The organism is Ensifer sp. Root142 (assembly GCF_001426785.1).
GTDB lineage: Bacteria > Pseudomonadota > Alphaproteobacteria > Rhizobiales > Rhizobiaceae > Ensifer > Ensifer canadensis.
Genome location: NZ_LMFK01000003.1, coordinates 55,334 through 72,197 on the forward strand (window position 1 = coordinate 55,334; position 16,864 = coordinate 72,197).

Consider the following 16,864-nt stretch of genomic DNA (forward strand, 5'->3'; position numbering starts at 1 on the left):
ATGCAAGTGCCGGGGGATCAGATGAGTTTTACCGAAACGACCAGAACGTCGTGGTTCGCGCGCCTCAAGAACGGTGTCATCGGCATCTTCATCGGTCTGCTGCTGGTCTTCGGCATGATCTGGCTGCTTGCCTGGAACGAGGGCCGTTCGGTCAAGACCTATCGGGCACTCGTCGAGGGCGCCGGCGCTGTGGTCGACATCGACAGCGGCGCTGTCGAGGCTGGCAACGAGGGCAAGCTGGTTCACATCGCCAGCCGGGTCGAGCCCGTCGGCACGCCGGCCGACAGCCAACTCGGGATCTCCGCGAAGGGGGCTGCGGGCCTGCGCCGCTCGGTCGAGATGTACCAATGGGTCGAGGAAAAGAAGAGCGAGACGCGCAAGACGCTCGGCGGCGGCGAGGAAACGGTCACCACCTATTCCTACACCAAGGAGTGGCGCAGCGACCGCGCCGATTCAGCCGACTTCCGCGACGGCAACGGGCATCAGAACCCGGAAATGCCGATCTCAAGCGAGCGGTTCACCGTCGACCGCGCGATGCTCGGTGCGTTTTCCGTCAACGGCAGGGCCGTTGCCGATCTCGGCCGCGACAGCCCCGTGCAAATGGCGGACACTGACCTGCAGCACCTCGCCGACGCGCTCGACACCAATCGCCCCGTCAAGACCGACGGCCAGACGATCTTCGTCTCCGCCGATCGCCAGAACCCGGCCGTCGGCGATCTGCGCATCGGCTTTACCCGCGAAGACACGGAGACCGCGAGCTTCGTCGCCGCACAGAAAGGTGGCAGCCTTGCCCCCTACCGCACCACGAACGGTCGCGACCTGTTCCTGAGCTCAGCCGGCATCACCAGCGCCGCCGAAATGTTTGACGCCGCCCAGAGCGAGAACACGCTGATTTCCTGGCTGGTTCGGGTGGGCGGACTGATCGGCCTGTTCATCGGCTTCACGCTGATGCTGTCCCTTATCTCCATCATTGCCGACGTCATTCCGGTGCTCGGTTCTGTGGTCGCTTTCGGTACCGGCATCATCGCCGCGATCCTAACGTTGCTCCTCGGCCCTGTCGTCATCGCCGTCGCCTGGTTTGCCTATCGCCCGCTGTTGTCGCTGGCGATCGTCGCAGTCGGCGCGCTCATTGCTTTTGGCATCGGCTATCTGCGTGCCGGCAAGGCAAAGCCGATGTCCGGCGGCGTGCCGGCCTGATGAGCGGCGCAGGGTGTTGATTGGAGCAATTCCAGCAAAAATGCGGAGCGGTTTTGCGTCCGGATTTGCGTAAGAATAACGGGATCGAGCGGCTCCACGATTGCCTGGGTACGGGAGCGCTTTAGCCGGCCGGCCGATCGGCTTTGCGAAATATTAAGGGATCGTAGCGAAGAACACGGGCCTGATGTTTCTGCTTTCCAAGATATTCTGGCTCGTCGCGCAGCCCCTTTCCCTGGCGTTCTTCGCCGTCCTTGCCGGACTGCTGATGACGGCGGCCGGCCTCAGGCGCAGCGGCGTCGCCTTCGGCCTGCTCGGTGCGCTGGTGCTCTTCGTCAGCCTGTTCACGACCTCAGGATCCTATTTCCTGCAGATGCTCGAGGACCACTTCCCGCGGCCGACGGTACCGCCAGCAACCCTCTCCTGCGTCATCGTGCTCGGCGGCGCCTTCGAGAACGAGGTGATGGCGAGCCGTGGCGGCATCGAGTTCAACCAGGCGGCTGACCGCTTCATCGAGACGGCCATGCTGGCGAAGCGCTACCCACAAGCGCGCATCCTGATTTCCGGCGGCGACGGTTCGTTCAGCGGCGCCTATGACGGCGACGCCAAGGCATCGGAAGCCTTCTTTGCCACCTTCGGCATCGGCCCTGAACGGCTGATCCGCGAGGAGCAATCGAGAACGACATTCGAGAATGCCCGCAACACTGAGGCGTTGCTGACGGCAAACAGCCTTGCCAACTGCGCCCTGGTCACGTCGGCCTTCCATATGCCGCGTTCGGTCGGGCTTTTCCGCAAGCTCGGGCTGGAGGTCACTCCCTGGCCGACGGACTACCGCACCAGCGGCACGGTCACGCCCGGCTTCGATTTCACCCAACCCTCGCTCAATGCCCAATTGGCGACGACGGCGGTGCGCGAATGGATCGGGCTGGCGGCCTATTATTTCGGCGGCCGGACGGACAGCCTGCTTCCCGGCGTTTCACCCCCCAACGCTTCACCCCGTTGACGCGGCGGGCCTGGATGCTCCAGCTTGCGATGCGACCGATAACAGCGATGCGCCTATCAACGGAGCGGCCATGACGATCCTGGAAATCCTCGACTATGCGGGTGTTGCCGTCTTTGCCGCAACAGGAGCGCTCTCAGCTTCGCGCAAGCAGCTCGATATCATCGGCTATCTGTTCCTTGCCTCGGTCACCGGTATCGGCGGTGGAACGATGCGCGACGTCATCCTTGGCGCAACGCCGGTGTTCTGGGTGCTCAACCCGACCTACCTTCTGGTTTGCGTCTCGGTGAGCGTCATCCTGTTCTTCACCGCCCACCTGTTCGGCTCGCGTTACCGGGTGCTGGTCTGGCTCGATGCGATCGGCATGTCGGCCTATTGCGTCATGGGTGCTGCCAAGGGGCTGGCGGCAACAGGCTCGCCCGGGGTCGCGCTTGTCACCGGCATGTTGACGGCGACCTTCGGCGGCATATTGCGCGACCTCCTGGCGGGAGAGCCGTCAGTGCTGCTGCGTCCGGAAGTCTATGTGACGGCAGCTCTGGTCGGCTCCGCCGTGTTCGTCGTCGCGACGATGATCGGACTGCCGCTGGCCGCAACATCGGCGCTCGGCGTGGTCTCGGCCTTCACCGTGCGCGCCGGCGCACTCAAATACGGCTGGACGCTGCCCATCGGCAAAGCAAGCCCCGGCCGCGACCCCAACGATGTGATGTAGGAAAAGGTCGCTACGACCGTTCGCGCTTGCGGCGGAGACGAATGACCACGTCAACATGGGCAATTTCCATGCCTTCAGGCGGTTCCGGCAGATTGCCGATCTCGATATTGCTGACGGGAATATCGAGGACTTCGTTCTGGCCCTCGATGAAGAAGTGGTGATGGTCGGAGACGTTGGTGTCGAAGTAGGTCTTGGCGCTTTCCACCGCGAGCACGCGGATCATGCCGGCCTCGGTGAACTGATGCAGCGTGTTGTAGACGGTTGCCAGCGAAACCGGCACGCCGGCGACAACAGCCTCTTCATGTAGTTCTTCAACGGTCAGGTGACGGTCGCCCTTGGCGAAGATCAGATCGGCAAGCGCGACACGCTGACGCGTCGGGCGCAGACCCGAGCTGCGCAATCTCTCTTCCGAACTCACTTCGGTTGCTTTCGTCATCAAGGAGCGTTCCATGGATCCCGTAAAATTTACAATACTTCCGCTGCGATATAACTTTTGCACGCTGCTCTTTCAATAGATTCTAAGGTGCAGAACGGCTGGAATGCCTGAAAAACCGGCCTATTTCAAGGAAGGCTGGTATTTAACTCTGGTCGGACCCACATTGATCCTGTAAGCGACGGCGGAACGATATCGCAATCGAAATGGGCGACGCCGACGTCGGAAACATCGAAAACGGCCATCGGTGCGCTTCATTTCACAGCGAACTTGCTCTAAAGCAGGTCTGACAACACTTTATGTTACTCGGGGAAACAACCATTGATGACGACCAGGCAATCCAGCTTCAGCTATGAGGAAATCCTGACCTGCGGCCGAGGTGAACTGTTTGGCCCCGGCAACGCGCAGCTGCCGCTGCCGCCCATGCTCATGGTCCATCGCATCACGGAAATCTCCGAGACGGGCGGCGCCTTCGACAAGGGCTTCATTCGCGCCGAGTATGACGTGAGCCCTGATGACTGGTACTTCCCCTGCCATTTCCAGGGCAACCCGATCATGCCCGGCTGCCTCGGTCTCGACGGCATGTGGCAATTGACCGGGTTCTTCCTGGGCTGGCTCGGCGAACCGGGGCGCGGCATGGCGCTGTCAACCGGCGAAGTGAAGTTCAAGGGCATGGTTCGCCCCCATACCAAGCTGCTCGAGTACGGAATCGATTTCAAGCGGGTCATGCGCGGTCGCCTCGTGCTCGGCACTGCCGATGGCTGGCTGAAGGCCGACGGCGAAACCATCTACCAGGCAACCGACCTGCGTGTCGGTCTGTCGAAGGAAAAGACCGACTAAGCCGCGGGTTCTCCGCACCGAATGAGATAAAGAAAAGGTCATTACCATGAGACGGGTTGTTGTCACGGGCCTCGGGATCGTTTCCTCGATCGGGAATGATGCCGACGAAGTCACGGCATCGCTGCGCGACGCCAAATCGGGCATCACGTTTTCTTCCGATTTCGCCGAAAACGGCTTCAAGTGCCAGGTCTGGGGCGCACCGACGCTCGATCCGAGCGATCTCGTCGACCGGCGCGCCATGCGCTTCCTGTCGCAGGGCGGCGCGTGGAACCACGTGGCCATGAAGCAGGCGATCGCCGACTCCGGCCTCGAGGAAGCGGTCATTTCCCGCAACGAGCGCACCGGCATCATCATGGGCTCGGGTGGTCCGTCCACCCGCACGATCGTCGAGGCGGCGGACACGACCCGCAAGAACGTGAGCCCCAAGCGCATCGGCCCGTTTGCCGTGCCGAAGGCGATGTCGTCGACGGCTTCGGCCACGCTTGCGACCTGGTTCCAGATCCACGGCGTCAACTACTCGATCTCGTCGGCCTGCTCGACGTCTGCCCATTGCATCGGCAATGCCGCGGAGATGATCCAGTGGGGCAAGCAGGACGTGATGTTCGCCGGCGGCCACGAGGACCTGGACTGGACGATGTCCAACCTGTTCGATGCCATGGGCGCGATGTCCTCCAAGTACAACGACACGCCGTCGACCGCATCGCGCGCCTATGACGTCAGCCGTGACGGTTTCGTCATTGCCGGCGGTGCCGGCGTGCTGGTGCTCGAAGAGCTGGAACATGCCAAGGCGCGCGGCGCCAAGATCTACGCCGAAATCGTCGGCTACGGCGCGACTTCTGACGGCTACGACATGGTCGCCCCATCAGGCGAAGGCGCGATGCGCTGCATGCGCCAGGCGCTGTCGACCGTGAAGGGCGACGTCGACTACATCAACACGCACGGCACGTCGACCCCGGTCGGCGACAGCAAGGAAATCGGCGCCATCCGCGAAGTGTTCGGCGCGAAGATCCCGCACATCCAGTCGACGAAGTCGCTCACCGGCCACTCGCTCGGCGCTGCCGGCGTCCAGGAATCGATCTACGGTCTCCTGATGATGCAGGGTGGCTTCATCGGCGAGAGCGCCCATATCAGCGAACTCGACCCGGAATTCGATGGTGTGCCGATCGTGCGCAAGCGCATCGACAACGCCAAGATCGATACGGTTCTTTCCAATTCGTTCGGCTTCGGCGGAACCAACGCAACGCTCGTCTTCCAGCGCTACAACGGATAACACCATGACGGGACTGATGAATGGAAAGCGTGGCCTCATCATGGGTGTGGCCAACAACCACTCTATTGCCTGGGGCATCTCGAAGGCGCTGGCAGCGCAGGGCGCGGAACTGGCCTTCACCTACCAGGGTGAAGCGCTTGGCAAGCGCGTGAAGCCGCTGGCGGCCGAGGTCGGCTCCGACTTTCTGCTGCCTTGCGACGTCGAGGACATCGCTTCCGTCGATACGGTCATCTCGGCCATCAAGGAACGCTGGGGCAAGCTCGACTTCATCGTCCACGCCATCGGCTTTTCCGACAAGAACGAGCTGAAGGGCCTCTACGCCGACACGACGCGCGACAACTTCAGCCGCACCATGGTGATCTCGTGCTTCTCCTTCACGGAGATCGCCAAGCGCGCCGCCGAACTGATGAACGACGGCGGCTCGATGCTGACCCTGACCTATGGCGGCTCGGTGCGGGTGATGCCGAACTACAACGTCATGGGCGTTGCCAAGGCGGCTCTCGAAGCCTCCGTGCGCTATCTTGCGGCCGACTACGGCGTGCGCGGCATCCGCGTCAACGCGATTTCTGCCGGCCCGATCCGCACGCTTGCAGGCGCCGGCATTTCCGATGCGCGGGCCATGCTCTCCTGGCAGCAGAAGAATTCGCCGCTTCGCCGCACCGTCACCATCGACGATGTCGGCAGTTCGGCGCTCTACCTGCTTTCCGATTTGTCGCGTGGCGTCACCGGCGAAATCCACTACGTGGATTCGGGCTACAACATCACCTCGATGCCGGCGCTCGACGCGCTCAGGACCGCCGACGCCGAGTAAAGCTGATGGGTGGGCACAGCCCAGAGATGACGAGCCCCGGTGCGGTTATCGCCGGGGCTTTTTTGTTGGCGTGTTTTCCAGTTTGGTTGGCTCCCGCGCCCGGCGCCTGCCGCTATTCCAGATCCATCGTGGTGAAGACCCGGCAATTGTCGGGCGCAGGCGTGCCACGGCAAATATCCGCATCGACCAGTTGGCCGACGGGCAGCTCGCTCGTCAACAGCAGCACCGTGGACAATTGATAGCGGCCGAGATTGCCGTCCGCGCTGCGCAGGCGTTCGACCAGGGACTGGTATCGCACGCCCATTTCACCGTAGTAAGCCACGAGTTTCCGGGTGTCGGCCTCGTTTCCGGCTAGCGTCGGAATGTCTTCGACGATCGCCCCCTCTCCCGCGAGTCGTCGATTGCCGGATGCAAGGACAAGCGTACATGCCTGTGAGCAGGCTCCAAGCGAAACTGCCTTGCCGATATACTCGGCCGCCTTGCGGTCGTTTGCGGTACAGTTCTTCTGATCTCGCTGACATCCAACGAAAATGGTCGTGCCCACCGCCACGCTCAGCTTGCTCTTGCGGATGAGGCGGCCGAGTGCCATCGCAGCCGCCATATCGCCACCGGGCGATCGCAGGACCAATGGTAGCTTGCGGCCTGCGAGCGTTTTCAAGGTTGCCTTCAGCAGTGCCGGCGTCTTCGGACCGATGGTGCCTGCGGCGGAAATCCATTCCGGACATGTCGGCTCGCAACCGACCTCGTTCGAGCGCACGACGACAAACCGCATCTGCTGCTCAGCCGCCATTGCCGGCCGCTCCATCAACAGGCTTGCGGCCAGCAGACAGATCAGCAGCACTACTCGTCGCAGGCGGGGCGTGGCGCAGCCGACGGGAGAACTCCATATGCGCATTCCGGTCTCCAACCCAGATCCCCTCGTCTAACGCTTCAGGTCCGACATAACGAAAACCCGGCAATTGGCGGAGGCGGGCACCGTCTTGCAGACCCCGGCCGCGGTCAGCAGCTCGACCCCGCCCAGTTGCGTGATCAACTTCATCTCCATCATCGCCACAGGTTCGATCTTGCGCATGTCGGCAGCGGGCGTGATCTTCATCTGATCGATGACCGCACGCCCGACGCCCATTTCCGCTAGGTATGCGGCCAGTTCGCGCTCCATCGCCTTGCTCATCTCGTAGGTCTTGCGGTTGCCAACATTCTTTTGGCTGACGACTTTCTTGCTGATTATCTTCTTCCTGCCGTTCACGATCCGATATTTCTCCTGGTACCGTGTCTGGACCTGAGCGTAGACAGCGGTGATCTGGTGAACGCCCAGATATGCCCACTGGCCGACCACACGCCGGGCACCGCCGGCAAGCATCAGCGGGCAGGCGGAGTTGCAATAGGCTCCGCCCGAATAGGCAGTCCCGATGAGGCGGGCACCCTTGCCGTCATTGTCGCGGCAATCCTTCTGCTGCGGCTGACAACCGACGAAGCGCGTCTTGCCGACCGCCACTTCGAGCTTTCGCGCCCGGATGATCCGTCCGAGCACCATGGCGGCATCGACGTCGCCGCCGAGCGACGTCACGACGATCGGCAGGCGGCGGTCGCCGATCGCCTTGAGCAGCTTCTTGAGATGCGTCGGACTTTCGCGAACGATCGTCCCCTCGGCCGATATCCACTCCGGGCATGTCGGCTCGCACCCCGGCTGATTGCTGCGAACCACCAAGAACTGCATGTCAGCGCCGCCGGCCGGCGATGCCAGAACTGTCGAGGCTGAGGCCAGGAGCCCGGCCAACAGACAGAGAATGGCCACGGAATGCAGGAAGACGTCGCGTAGAAGTGTCGTGCCGAGCAAAGAAGTCCCTCATCCCGACTGTTTGAGCGTCGATCAGAACGCAGCGCTTTCGCTGGATTCCAGTCTCGCAGCCCCGCCCGGCGCCGGGCTGAAGAAAATGTCTAGTCCGCAAAATCCATGCGGCAAATGTGACTGTCGAAACAAATGTCAGGCGACAATTCTGGTTGCGTTGTCATGGAATAACACCAACGATAGCACGACACGAAAACGGAGGGCAACAGCACTCACATCGTGGATCGCTGGGCCATTCCGGACGACGGGGCTGTCTCGATAGCCGACGTTTGCGACGCCACAGCCGCTCCAGGGGGCGTAACCGGCAATGCCGTTCAAAAGCGCCGCTGGGGCGCCTTGTATCGACGCCCCTTCCGAGACAAGCGTGAGAAAAGAGAGGTTTTTTCCGCTGGCGATCGCGTCAACGCCGACGTCACTGGCTGCGGGCGTCGTCATGGACCGAAAGGTTCAAGGCCAGAGAAACAGGACAAGCAGGACGACGATGATCGCCAGCACGACCAGGCCGGTACGCGTGCGCCGCGCCGGATCCAGCGGCAGACGGTAGAGGCTCTTCAGGAACGACAGGGGCACTTCCGAGGTGGCTCCGTGCCCCTCGGCGTGCTTTATATCCTTGGCGATGGCTTCGGCCGCATCCTCGGTCAAAGGCGGCCTGTTCACTCCCCACGTCATGGCACCCATCCTTCGACGAGACACATCGGCAGCGAGCATGGTGAGCCCGATCAAGGATGATGGCAACAGGCAATCTTTTGCCTTCACGCCGACGGATGAGGCGCACACCCAAAAACGAAAGAGCCGGGCGACGAACCCGGCTCCTTGCTTGACTTCGATTGCGGCTCAGCGCTTGCCCCAGAGAACCTTGAAGCGTGCGTTGCGGCAGGTCTCGCCATATTCCTTGAAGGTCTCGGCGAGCACCTGCTCATACTGCAGGCCGCGATTGGCGACCAGCATGACCTTGCCGCCCTGCTTCAGCGCCTTGTGCGCCGCCTTGATGATCGCCACGCCCAGCGCCGGTTCGGCGGCATGGCCTTCGTGGAACGGCGGGTTCATGACGATGAGATCGTATTTGTCGCGCGGCTCTTCGCTCGTCAGGTCGAACCAGTAGAAGCGCGCCGGCATGCGCGGAGCGTTTGCCGGCATGTTGACGCGGGCCGCCTCCAGCGCATCGTGGTCGGCCTCGAAGAGGTCGATGCCCTTCGTGCCGGGCGACGCTTCGGCGAGCTTGACCGCGAGATAGCCCCAGCCGGCGCCGAAATCGGCGGCATGGCCGTTGAAGTCGCGCGGCAGGCGCGAGGCCAGCAGTTCGGAGCCGGCATCGATGCGATCGTGCGAGAACATGCCCGGAGAAGCTGCGAACAGGCCGTCGACCCGGACCGGCACCTTGGCAAGTTTCTGAACAGCGTCGGTGACGTCTTCCGGTCGGGTGAACCAGAAGGCGACGCCGTGATATTTCGGCAGGTGATCGCCATCCCATTCGAACTTGGCGATGCGCTTCTTCAGCGACTGGATGCCATCTTCCTTGCCGCCGGCAACGACGATGAGCGCGCCGTCGCGCGTGCGCTTCAGCGCCTCGGCGATGCGGTCCTCGTTTTCACCCTTGTGCTTGCCGCACAGGATCAGCGCGACGTCGTAGTCCTCACCGGTGACCACAGGCGCCACGTCGGCGCGCTCGGCCTCAAGGGCGCGATACAGCGGCCTTAGCGGCTGGACGGAAGCGATCGACGCCCCGAAGCCCTCGGGCAGCCTGTAGCCCGCCTCAGCACCGAGGAAGAGCACACGCTCGCCCTCGCCCGGCGGGTCGATAACCCCGGTTTCGAACGGGTGGAACAGGGTCTTCAATGCGTCTCGGCTCATCGGTTTCTTCCGTCGATATCAGTACAAGAAAAGGGCGCGGAGCGATCCGCTCCGCGCCCCGAATGCGTTCGGGTAGAGACCGCTTATTCAGCGGCTTCGCCGTCACCCTTCTTTTCTGCAGCAACTTCCTTGCCGGTCGCCTGGTCGACGACCTTCATGGAAAGGCGAACCTTGCCGCGCTCGTCGAAGCCCATCAACTTGACCCAGACCTTGTCGCCTTCCTTGACGACGTCGGTGGTCTTGGCAACGCGCTCCGAGGCAAGCTGCGAGATATGGACGAGGCCGTCACGGGCGCCGAAGAAGTTGACGAAGGCGCCGAAGTCGGCGGTCTTGACAACGGTGCCTTCGTAGACCTGGCCGACTTCCGGCTCGGCAACGATCGAGTGGATCCACTTGCGGGCCGCTTCGATTTCCTTGCCCGAAGAAGAAGCGATCTTCACGGTGCCGTCGTCTTCGATGTTGATCTTGGCGCCGGTCTTTTCGACGATTTCGCGGATGACCTTGCCGCCGGAGCCGATGACTTCACGGATCTTGTCGACCGGGATGTTCATCACTTCGATGCGCGGTGCGAATTCGCCGAGCTGGCCGCGGCTTTCGGAGATGGCCTTGGCCATTTCGCCGAGGATGTGGAGACGGCCGCCCTTGGCCTGGTTGAGCGCAATGCCCATGATCTCTTCGGTGATGCCCTCGATCTTGATGTCCATCTGGAGCGAGGTAATGCCGGCGTCGGTGCCTGCAACCTTGAAGTCCATGTCGCCGAGGTGATCTTCGTCGCCGAGGATGTCGGAGAGAACGGCGAAGCGCTCATCTTCCTTGATCAGGCCCATGGCGATACCGGCAACCGGCTTTGCCAGAGGAACGCCTGCATCCATGAGAGCGAGCGAGGTGCCGCAGACCGTCGCCATCGACGACGAGCCATTGGATTCGGTGATCTCGGAAACGACGCGCAGCGTGTAGGGGAACTGCTCGGCTTCCGGCAGCATCGGGCGGATAGCGCGCCAGGCGAGCTTGCCGTGACCGATTTCGCGGCGGCCCGGGGAGCCCATGCGACCGGTTTCACCGACCGAGAAGGGCGGGAAGTTGTAGTGCAGCATGAAGCGTTCTTTGTACATGCCGGTCAGGCTGTCAACGTACTGTTCGTCTTCGCCGGTGCCGAGCGTGGCAACGACGATCGCTTGGGTTTCACCGCGGGTGAAGAGCGCCGAACCGTGGGTACGCGGCAGAAGACCGACTTCCGAGACGATCGGACGTACGGTTTCGAGATCGCGGCCGTCGATGCGGCTCTTGGTGTCGAGGATGTTCCAACGAACGATCTTGGCCTGCAGGTGCTTGAAGACAGCGCCGATAACCTCAGGCGTATGCGCCGGCTCGATGCCTTCCGGCAGGAAGTGCGCCTTTACCTTCGCCTTGACAGCGTCGACGGCAACGTAGCGAGCAACCTTCTCGGTGATCTTGTAGGCATTGCGCAGTTCGTCTTCGGCAAGCGAAAGCATGGCGTTTTCGAGAGCGGAATGATCTTCCGGTTCGAATTCGCGCGGCTCCTTGGCGGCAACTTCAGCGAGCTTGATGATGGCGTCGATGACCGGCTGGAAACCCTTCTGGCCGAATACGACGGCGCCGAGCATGATGTCTTCGGCCAGTTCCTTGGCTTCCGACTCGACCATCAGCACGGCTTCCTGCGTGCCGGCGACGACGAGGTCGAGGGTCGACTCGTCCATCTCATCGAGATGCGGGTTAAGAACGTACTGGCCGTTGATGTAGCCGACGCGCGCGCCGCCGATCGGGCCCATGAACGGGATGCCGGACAGCGTCAGCGCAGCGGAAGCTGCAACCATCGACAGGATGTCGGGATTGTTTTCGAGGTCATGCTGCATGACCGTGACGATGACCTGGGTGTCGTTCTTGTAGCCATCGGGGAAAAGCGGGCGGATCGGGCGGTCGATCAGACGCGAAACCAGCGTTTCGTTCTCGCTCGGACGACCTTCGCGCTTGAAGTAGCCGCCCGGGATTTTGCCGGCGGCGTAGGTCTTTTCCTGGTAGTTGACGGTCAGCGGGAAGAAGTCCTGGCCCGGCTTCGGCGACTTGGCCGAAACGACGGTGGCGAGAACGACGGTTTCGCCGTAGGTGGCGAGAACGGCGCCGTCAGCCTGACGGGCGACCTTGCCGGTTTCGAGCTTGAGCGGACGCCCAGCCCATTCGATTTCAACCTTATGGGTATCGAACATGTTCTGTCCTTCGTGTGCGGCAGACCTTTCCGCGGCTGTTGCAGCGCGGGTGGTCGAAAAACCGCCTGGTATGGCGCATCACGGGCAAGACAACGGGAGGCTTCAAAAGAGACCGGCCGCTTTCCGCTTTGCAAGACCTGGCTGCTCTGCAGCGGGTTCTGCAAGCAGGCGCCGAAGCATCCTGCAATCCTGCCCCATGACGGGCCATCGGTTGATCCGCGGATCCGGCCCATCCGGCCCGCTGGATACCTCTCCTTGTGTGCGCCTAGTGCGCTTGCGGAGAGTTCATTTCCTGAGCGCTCTGCGCTCCATAATAAAAAAGGCCGGCGGACCGCATGCGATCCGCCGGGCAAGTCGCTTAGCGACGGATGCCGAGGGCACCAATCAGCTTGGTGTAGCGCGCTTCGTCTTTCTTTTTCAGATAGTCGAGGAGCGAACGACGGCTGGAAACCATCGCGAGAAGACCACGGCGGGAATGGTTATCCTTCTTGTGGCCCTTGAAGTGTTCGGTCAGGTTGTTGATCCGTTCCGTCAGGATAGCTACCTGGACTTCCGGAGAACCGGTGTCGCCTTCAACGGTTGCATATTCCTTGATGAGCTGAGCCTTACGCTCTGCAGCAATCGACATCGGATGATCCTTTCGATTTCGAGGATTTAGGGACGCCTTCAGCCGGGATGTCGTCCAGCTGCGGCCGTGAATGCAACGGGCATGCGCCTTTTGCTGGCGTGCCTATAACCGAATTGGATGAAAAAGGAAAGGGTCATGAAAATGGCTCTTCAGCGATGGCCGGCCGCCTCTCAATTGCCTGACGGTCGCGGGCGCATCGGCGCCGACTTCAGCTGGTCGCCATCAACCGGGACACAGTCGAGATAGGCGGCAAACACCCATCCGAGTTCGCCGGCAACGCTCGAAACCAGCGCCCAGCCCCTGCCGGCATGCCGGCGTTCGCCGACCCGGCGAACCTTGCTGCCATTGGCCAATGTCATGACGATCCGGCCGTTCGGTTCCGTGCGGACATTACGGCGCCGCGCGTCAAATATGACGCGCAAAGGACGCTGTAACGCTTTAGACCTGCTGCATAATTTTATCCTTAAATCGGATCCGATTTAAGGAATTATGCAGTAAGCGGCGTGCCGGTCGGGTCTGAGACGACACAGGCCACATCCTGGCCGGCGGCGGGTGCCGCAGCCATCAGGCTCAACACGACTGAGAGAATGCCGATGCGACCTGTCCAGCCCCGCATTCCTGCCCCTTTTCAAAACCAACCGTTCAAAACCGAATGCGTCTCAAGGCTCCGCGTCGTCCCCTTCGCCACCCTTGGCATTCCGCGGGATGTTGATCCGCCACTCGATGCCGTCGGGATGCATGATCCGTTCTAATTCGGCCTTCAGCGCCATCCCGAGCATACGCTCCAGCACCAGCGTTCCAAAGCCCTTGCGGGTCGGGTTCGTCTGCGCCTCGATGTCGGCCCCCTCCTCGCGCCAACGAACGGCGATGCCCTCGTCGGACAGCGACCAGCTGAGCTTGACGACACCGGTGGTATTGGCAAGCGCACCATACTTCGTGGCGTTCGTGGCCAGTTCATGCAGCGCCATGCCGAGCGTTTGTGCGCTCTCCGTGTCGAGCCTTAGGGGCGGGCCCGACAGGACCACACGCTTGGGATCATCCGGGGTGAACGGCTGCAGCTGGTTCTGGGCAAGCTCGCGGAAATCGACGCCCTGGGCGGCGTTGGCAATCATCAGATCTGTCGAGCGAGCAAGGCCGGCGATGCGCTTGCGGAAGGAGTCCGCGAAGTCGGCGACGCTTTCGGCCGAATGCACCGACTGATTCAGCATCGACTGGATCACCGTCAGCTGGTTCTTCGAGCGGTGGGCAACCTCGCGCATCAGGAAGCGGATCTCGCCCTCGGCCTTGGTGCGCGACGCCGCGGCCTTGGCAAGGGCTGCGGATACGGTCTCGACTTCGGCGATCATATGCGGGCGCGGCTCGATGCGCTCGCCGGCGCCGAGGCGGCGTGCGTCGAGCGCGACCAGTTTCACCCCTTGCGACAGAAGCCTTGCGATCGCCAGCGATCCCGCAATGGCAATGCCGGCAAAGATGATGCCGCCAAGCGACAGCCACAGGAAGGACCAGGTGGCCGGCGCATCGACCGTGGTGCGCGGCGCCCAGGCGATGATCCGCCAGCCGGTCACGACGGAGAACTCCGTTGCCACCCGATAGGCGGTACCGTTTTCGGTGATGTTGCGCACGCCGATGCTGATCGCCGGCACCTTGTCGAGGAAGAACGGTTCACCCGCCTTGACCCCGGTGTCGGAGGAAATGATGACCTTGCCGTTGCCGTCGACCAGAGCGGCGTTCCAGCCGGGCGACAGCGTTTCGCGGTTCACGGCCTTGGCCATGCTCTCGGCGTTCTGCGTCAGAGCGAGCAGGTATTCCTCGCCGGTTGGAAGCTTCGCCGGCAAATAAACGTTGAAGACCCACTTTTCGGCCGTCTGGCCGAAGAAGACGTTCGAGACCAGCGGCGCACCATTGTTGGTGAAGGCCCGCTCGACGGAGGCGGGATCGGAGGCCTTGGCGAGCGGCGTGCCAAAGGGCACCCGGGTGTTCATGAGCTGATTGTGCTTGCGGTCGATGACGATCAGATAGGAATCGGTATCGGCGAGCGCCGTCGAGGCCCTGCGATAGAAGGCCTCCATGTCGCCGCCCTCCATCGCCGGTGCGGTCGACAGCACCTTCAGCGTCGTCAGCATTCCCTCGACGTCGCGCTCGACGATGCGCGTCACCGATCCGGTCGAGGCCTGCAGCAGCGCGGTGATGACCTGCTCCTGTGCGTCGACGCTGCGCTTCAGCACCACGAGCGAAAAGATGAACGCGGGAACGATCGCGATCAGCAGCAGCGAAGTCAGGTAGAAACGGAAAGGCCGCGTCATGCGGTGACGAACGAAATCGAGAGCTGTCGCCAGGCGACCCACGGCAGTCTCCCTTCCCTCTTGCGAAACCTGCGCCAAATGCACCGCCTTTCAACCACAGCGTCGCGCGTCGAATATAGCGCGCGAAGGCCACCGCAACACCTTAAAACTGCGTCATAATCCTCGCTCCAAATCAATGCCGATCCGGAAAATCATGCAGCAGCCATGACCGCCGGACGGCGGCCGAAACGGGCGACAGCAGGCGACGAGCGCCTGCTTGCGAGCTGGAAACGGAACCGTTTCGAAGCAGCCCCAAGCCCTTGGGCGGGATCATGCGTCAGCGATGCGGCAAAGGCAAATGTGGCGATCGAAGCGATCAGCCGACGGCAAAGACCCGCTTCGGGCGGAACTCGCCTTCGGCGATCTCACCGATGGCGATCAGCTTGCCGCGGGTGGTCGCATAGGCTTCTGGCGTTGCCAGAGGCGCGTCTCGGCCACGCAGGATGATAGGATTGCCCATCTTCAGCCGATGCGCCTGGTCGTCGCTGACGGCGATATGCGGCAGGCTGGACAGCGCCTCGCCGGTTTCGATGACGAACGCATCGAGGGCTGCCAGCCGCTCGTCCTCGTCTTCGATCTTTTCGAGTGCCACCAGATCGGCGAGCGGCACCATGTCATCCTCGCCGAACGGCGCGACGAAGGTGCGCCGCAGCGAAGCGATGTGGCCGAAACAGCCTAGATCGCGGCCCATGTCGCGGGCGATCGAGCGAACATAAGTGCCCTTGCCGCATTCGATCTCGAACTGGGCGAGATTGGGCGCGGCGCCGAGCAGCGTCAGGCGGAACACCTCGACTTCGCGTGCCGGGATATCGACGGTCTCGCCATCGCGGGCGAGATCGTAGGCGCGCTCGCCGTCGATCTTGATCGCAGAGAACTGCGGCGGCACCTGGCTGATAACGCCGGTATAGTTCGGCAAGAGGGCGCGGATCGCCTCTTCGGTCGGGCGTGCGTCCGAAGAATGCGTCACCTGGCCTTCGAGATCGTCGGTCGAGCGCTCTTCGCCCCAGGCGACCGTAAATTCATAGATCTTGCGGCCATCCATGACATAGGGGACGGTCTTGGTCGCGTCGCCAAGAGCGATCGGCAGCATGCCGGACGCCAGTGGATCGAGCGTGCCGGCATGGCCGGCCTTCTGCGCCTTGAACAGCCACTTGATCTTGGAAACGGCTTCGGTCGAGCCGAAATCGAGCGGCTTGTCGAGGATCAGCCAGCCCGAGATCGGACGGCCCTTGGGTTTACGCGGTTTGGACATGAACTCTTCTATTCTTCGTCGTCGGTATTCGGATCGAGGTCGCGGCTGACTTCGGGCGAACGAAGCAGGGCATCGATCTTCTTGTAGTTGTCGAAGCTGGTATCGTCGCGGAAGCGAACTTCGGGCATGTACTTCAACTGGCGCAAATGCGGGCCGAGGCGGCCGCGAATGTACTTGGCGTTCTTGTTCAGCGCCTCGATGACCTCAGCATGATTGGGAACGCCGAGCGGCGTCACAAAGGCGGTCGCGATCCTCAGGTCGGTCGACATGCGCACTTCGGAGATCGCGATCAGCGTCTTCTCGATCACGGGATCGCGGACGTCGCCCCGCTGTAGAACCTGCGTGATCGCGGCGCGCACCTGTTCACCGATGCGCAGCATGCGCTGGGAGGGGGCAGAGGATGTGGCTCTGGTCATTGGTCAATACCTCAAAAAAATGCGAGCGCCGAAGGATAACCCGG

The 16,864-nt window shown here is 62.3% G+C and carries 19 protein-coding genes; 6 read left to right on the forward strand and 13 right to left on the reverse strand.

Features of this window, described 5'->3' with window-relative positions; genetic code table 11:
- Positions 1-21: 21 nt before the first annotated feature.
- From ASD52_RS06690 to ASD52_RS06700, 3 genes are all read left to right on the forward strand, one after another.
- On the forward strand, positions 22-1,197 hold the full coding sequence (locus ASD52_RS06690; RefSeq protein WP_025425505.1) for a TMEM43 family protein: 1,176 nt from the start codon (positions 22-24) through the stop codon (positions 1,195-1,197).
- Positions 1,198-1,381: 184 nt separating this feature from the next.
- Entirely contained in the window at positions 1,382-2,197 is an 816-nt protein-coding gene (locus tag ASD52_RS06695; RefSeq protein WP_025425504.1) for a YdcF family protein, read from the forward strand.
- 70 nt (positions 2,198-2,267) lie between these two features.
- Complete coding sequence (locus ASD52_RS06700) at positions 2,268-2,903, forward strand: trimeric intracellular cation channel family protein (protein ID WP_025425503.1); 636 nt, start codon at positions 2,268-2,270, stop codon at positions 2,901-2,903.
- Between the two features lie 10 nt (positions 2,904-2,913).
- Here the strand turns inward: ASD52_RS06700 and irrA are convergent, their stop codons facing one another.
- Complete coding sequence (gene irrA, locus ASD52_RS06705; RefSeq protein ID WP_025425502.1) at positions 2,914-3,339, reverse strand: iron response transcriptional regulator IrrA; 426 nt, start codon at positions 3,337-3,339, stop codon at positions 2,914-2,916.
- 321 nt (positions 3,340-3,660) lie between these two features.
- Here irrA and fabA point away from each other — a divergent pair, with 321 nt between their 5' ends.
- Genes fabA through fabI form a run of 3 tightly spaced genes read left to right on the forward strand, consistent with a single transcriptional unit; the run spans position 3,661 to position 6,257 of the window.
- Positions 3,661-4,176, forward strand: a complete 516-nt coding sequence (gene fabA / locus ASD52_RS06710; protein ID WP_025425501.1) for a 3-hydroxyacyl-[acyl-carrier-protein] dehydratase FabA — start codon at positions 3,661-3,663, stop codon at positions 4,174-4,176.
- Positions 4,177-4,222: 46 nt separating this feature from the next.
- Entirely contained in the window at positions 4,223-5,446 is a 1,224-nt protein-coding gene (gene fabB, locus ASD52_RS06715) for a beta-ketoacyl-ACP synthase I (protein ID WP_025425500.1), read from the forward strand.
- 4 nt (positions 5,447-5,450) lie between these two features.
- Positions 5,451-6,257 carry an enoyl-ACP reductase FabI gene (fabI, locus tag ASD52_RS06720; RefSeq protein WP_025425499.1) on the forward strand — a complete coding sequence of 269 codons (807 nt, stop codon included), beginning with the start codon at positions 5,451-5,453 and terminating at the stop codon, positions 6,255-6,257.
- Between the two features lie 112 nt (positions 6,258-6,369).
- On the opposite strand, the gene ASD52_RS06725 is transcribed toward fabI, so the two are convergent.
- From ASD52_RS06725 to rbfA, 12 genes are all read right to left on the reverse strand, one after another.
- A complete protein-coding gene (locus ASD52_RS06725) occupies positions 6,370-7,152 on the reverse strand; it encodes a hypothetical protein (protein WP_128090450.1) in 783 nt (260 codons plus the stop codon).
- 27 nt (positions 7,153-7,179) lie between these two features.
- Positions 7,180-8,094, reverse strand: a complete 915-nt coding sequence (locus tag ASD52_RS06730; protein WP_051509143.1) for a hypothetical protein — start codon at positions 8,092-8,094, stop codon at positions 7,180-7,182.
- A gap of 147 nt (positions 8,095-8,241) precedes the next feature.
- Positions 8,242-8,541, reverse strand: a complete 300-nt coding sequence (locus tag ASD52_RS39050; protein ID WP_025425498.1) for a hypothetical protein — start codon at positions 8,539-8,541, stop codon at positions 8,242-8,244.
- Positions 8,542-8,553: 12 nt separating this feature from the next.
- Positions 8,554-8,775 (reverse strand): hypothetical protein, encoded by a 222-nt coding sequence (locus ASD52_RS06740; protein WP_057223720.1) that lies wholly within the window; start codon positions 8,773-8,775, stop codon positions 8,554-8,556.
- Between the two features lie 165 nt (positions 8,776-8,940).
- Positions 8,941-9,957, reverse strand: coding sequence for a class I SAM-dependent methyltransferase (locus ASD52_RS06745; protein WP_025425496.1), 1,017 nt, complete (start codon positions 9,955-9,957; stop codon positions 8,941-8,943).
- A gap of 83 nt (positions 9,958-10,040) precedes the next feature.
- Positions 10,041-12,182: a polyribonucleotide nucleotidyltransferase gene (pnp, locus tag ASD52_RS06750; RefSeq protein WP_025425495.1), complete on the reverse strand. Its 2,142-nt coding sequence runs from the start codon at positions 12,180-12,182 to the stop codon at positions 10,041-10,043.
- 358 nt (positions 12,183-12,540) lie between these two features.
- Positions 12,541-12,810, reverse strand: coding sequence for a 30S ribosomal protein S15 (gene rpsO / locus ASD52_RS06755; protein ID WP_025425494.1), 270 nt, complete (start codon positions 12,808-12,810; stop codon positions 12,541-12,543).
- 170 nt (positions 12,811-12,980) lie between these two features.
- Positions 12,981-13,232, reverse strand: coding sequence for an SH3 domain-containing protein (locus tag ASD52_RS06760; RefSeq protein ID WP_025425493.1), 252 nt, complete (start codon positions 13,230-13,232; stop codon positions 12,981-12,983).
- A 65-nt stretch (positions 13,233-13,297) separates the two neighbouring features.
- A complete protein-coding gene (locus ASD52_RS40565) occupies positions 13,298-13,426 on the reverse strand; it encodes a hypothetical protein (protein ID WP_255569776.1) in 129 nt (42 codons plus the stop codon).
- Positions 13,427-13,469: 43 nt separating this feature from the next.
- Entirely contained in the window at positions 13,470-15,191 is a 1,722-nt protein-coding gene (locus ASD52_RS06765) for a sensor histidine kinase (RefSeq protein WP_025425492.1), read from the reverse strand.
- Between the two features lie 277 nt (positions 15,192-15,468).
- Positions 15,469-16,404: a tRNA pseudouridine(55) synthase TruB gene (truB, locus tag ASD52_RS06770; RefSeq protein WP_025425491.1), complete on the reverse strand. Its 936-nt coding sequence runs from the start codon at positions 16,402-16,404 to the stop codon at positions 15,469-15,471.
- 8 nt (positions 16,405-16,412) lie between these two features.
- Positions 16,413-16,820 carry a 30S ribosome-binding factor RbfA gene (rbfA, locus tag ASD52_RS06775; RefSeq protein WP_025425490.1) on the reverse strand — a complete coding sequence of 136 codons (408 nt, stop codon included), beginning with the start codon at positions 16,818-16,820 and terminating at the stop codon, positions 16,413-16,415.
- Between the last annotated feature and the right edge of the window lie 44 nt (positions 16,821-16,864).

Coding starts and splice junctions, on each gene's coding strand:
- irrA (WP_025425502.1), bottom strand. CDS start 3,339: ATGACGAAAGCAACCGAAGTGAGTTCGGAAGAGAGATTGCGCAGCTCG.
- ASD52_RS40565 (WP_255569776.1), bottom strand. CDS start 13,426: ATGCGGGGCTGGACAGGTCGCATCGGCATTCTCTCAGTCGTGTTGAGC.
- rbfA (WP_025425490.1), bottom strand. CDS start 16,820: ATGACCAGAGCCACATCCTCTGCCCCCTCCCAGCGCATGCTGCGCATC.
- ASD52_RS06690 (WP_025425505.1), top strand. CDS start 22: ATGAGTTTTACCGAAACGACCAGAACGTCGTGGTTCGCGCGCCTCAAG.
- ASD52_RS06740 (WP_057223720.1), bottom strand. CDS start 8,775: ATGACGTGGGGAGTGAACAGGCCGCCTTTGACCGAGGATGCGGCCGAA.
- ASD52_RS06700 (WP_025425503.1), top strand. CDS start 2,268: ATGACGATCCTGGAAATCCTCGACTATGCGGGTGTTGCCGTCTTTGCC.
- ASD52_RS06695 (WP_025425504.1), top strand. CDS start 1,382: ATGTTTCTGCTTTCCAAGATATTCTGGCTCGTCGCGCAGCCCCTTTCC.
- truB (WP_025425491.1), bottom strand. CDS start 16,404: ATGTCCAAACCGCGTAAACCCAAGGGCCGTCCGATCTCGGGCTGGCTG.
- fabI (WP_025425499.1), top strand. CDS start 5,451: ATGACGGGACTGATGAATGGAAAGCGTGGCCTCATCATGGGTGTGGCC.
- ASD52_RS06745 (WP_025425496.1), bottom strand. CDS start 9,957: ATGAGCCGAGACGCATTGAAGACCCTGTTCCACCCGTTCGAAACCGGG.
- rpsO (WP_025425494.1), bottom strand. CDS start 12,810: ATGTCGATTGCTGCAGAGCGTAAGGCTCAGCTCATCAAGGAATATGCA.
- ASD52_RS39050 (WP_025425498.1), bottom strand. CDS start 8,541: ATGACGACGCCCGCAGCCAGTGACGTCGGCGTTGACGCGATCGCCAGC.
- pnp (WP_025425495.1), bottom strand. CDS start 12,182: ATGTTCGATACCCATAAGGTTGAAATCGAATGGGCTGGGCGTCCGCTC.
- ASD52_RS06725 (WP_128090450.1), bottom strand. CDS start 7,152: ATGCGCATATGGAGTTCTCCCGTCGGCTGCGCCACGCCCCGCCTGCGA.
- fabB (WP_025425500.1), top strand. CDS start 4,223: ATGAGACGGGTTGTTGTCACGGGCCTCGGGATCGTTTCCTCGATCGGG.
- fabA (WP_025425501.1), top strand. CDS start 3,661: ATGACGACCAGGCAATCCAGCTTCAGCTATGAGGAAATCCTGACCTGC.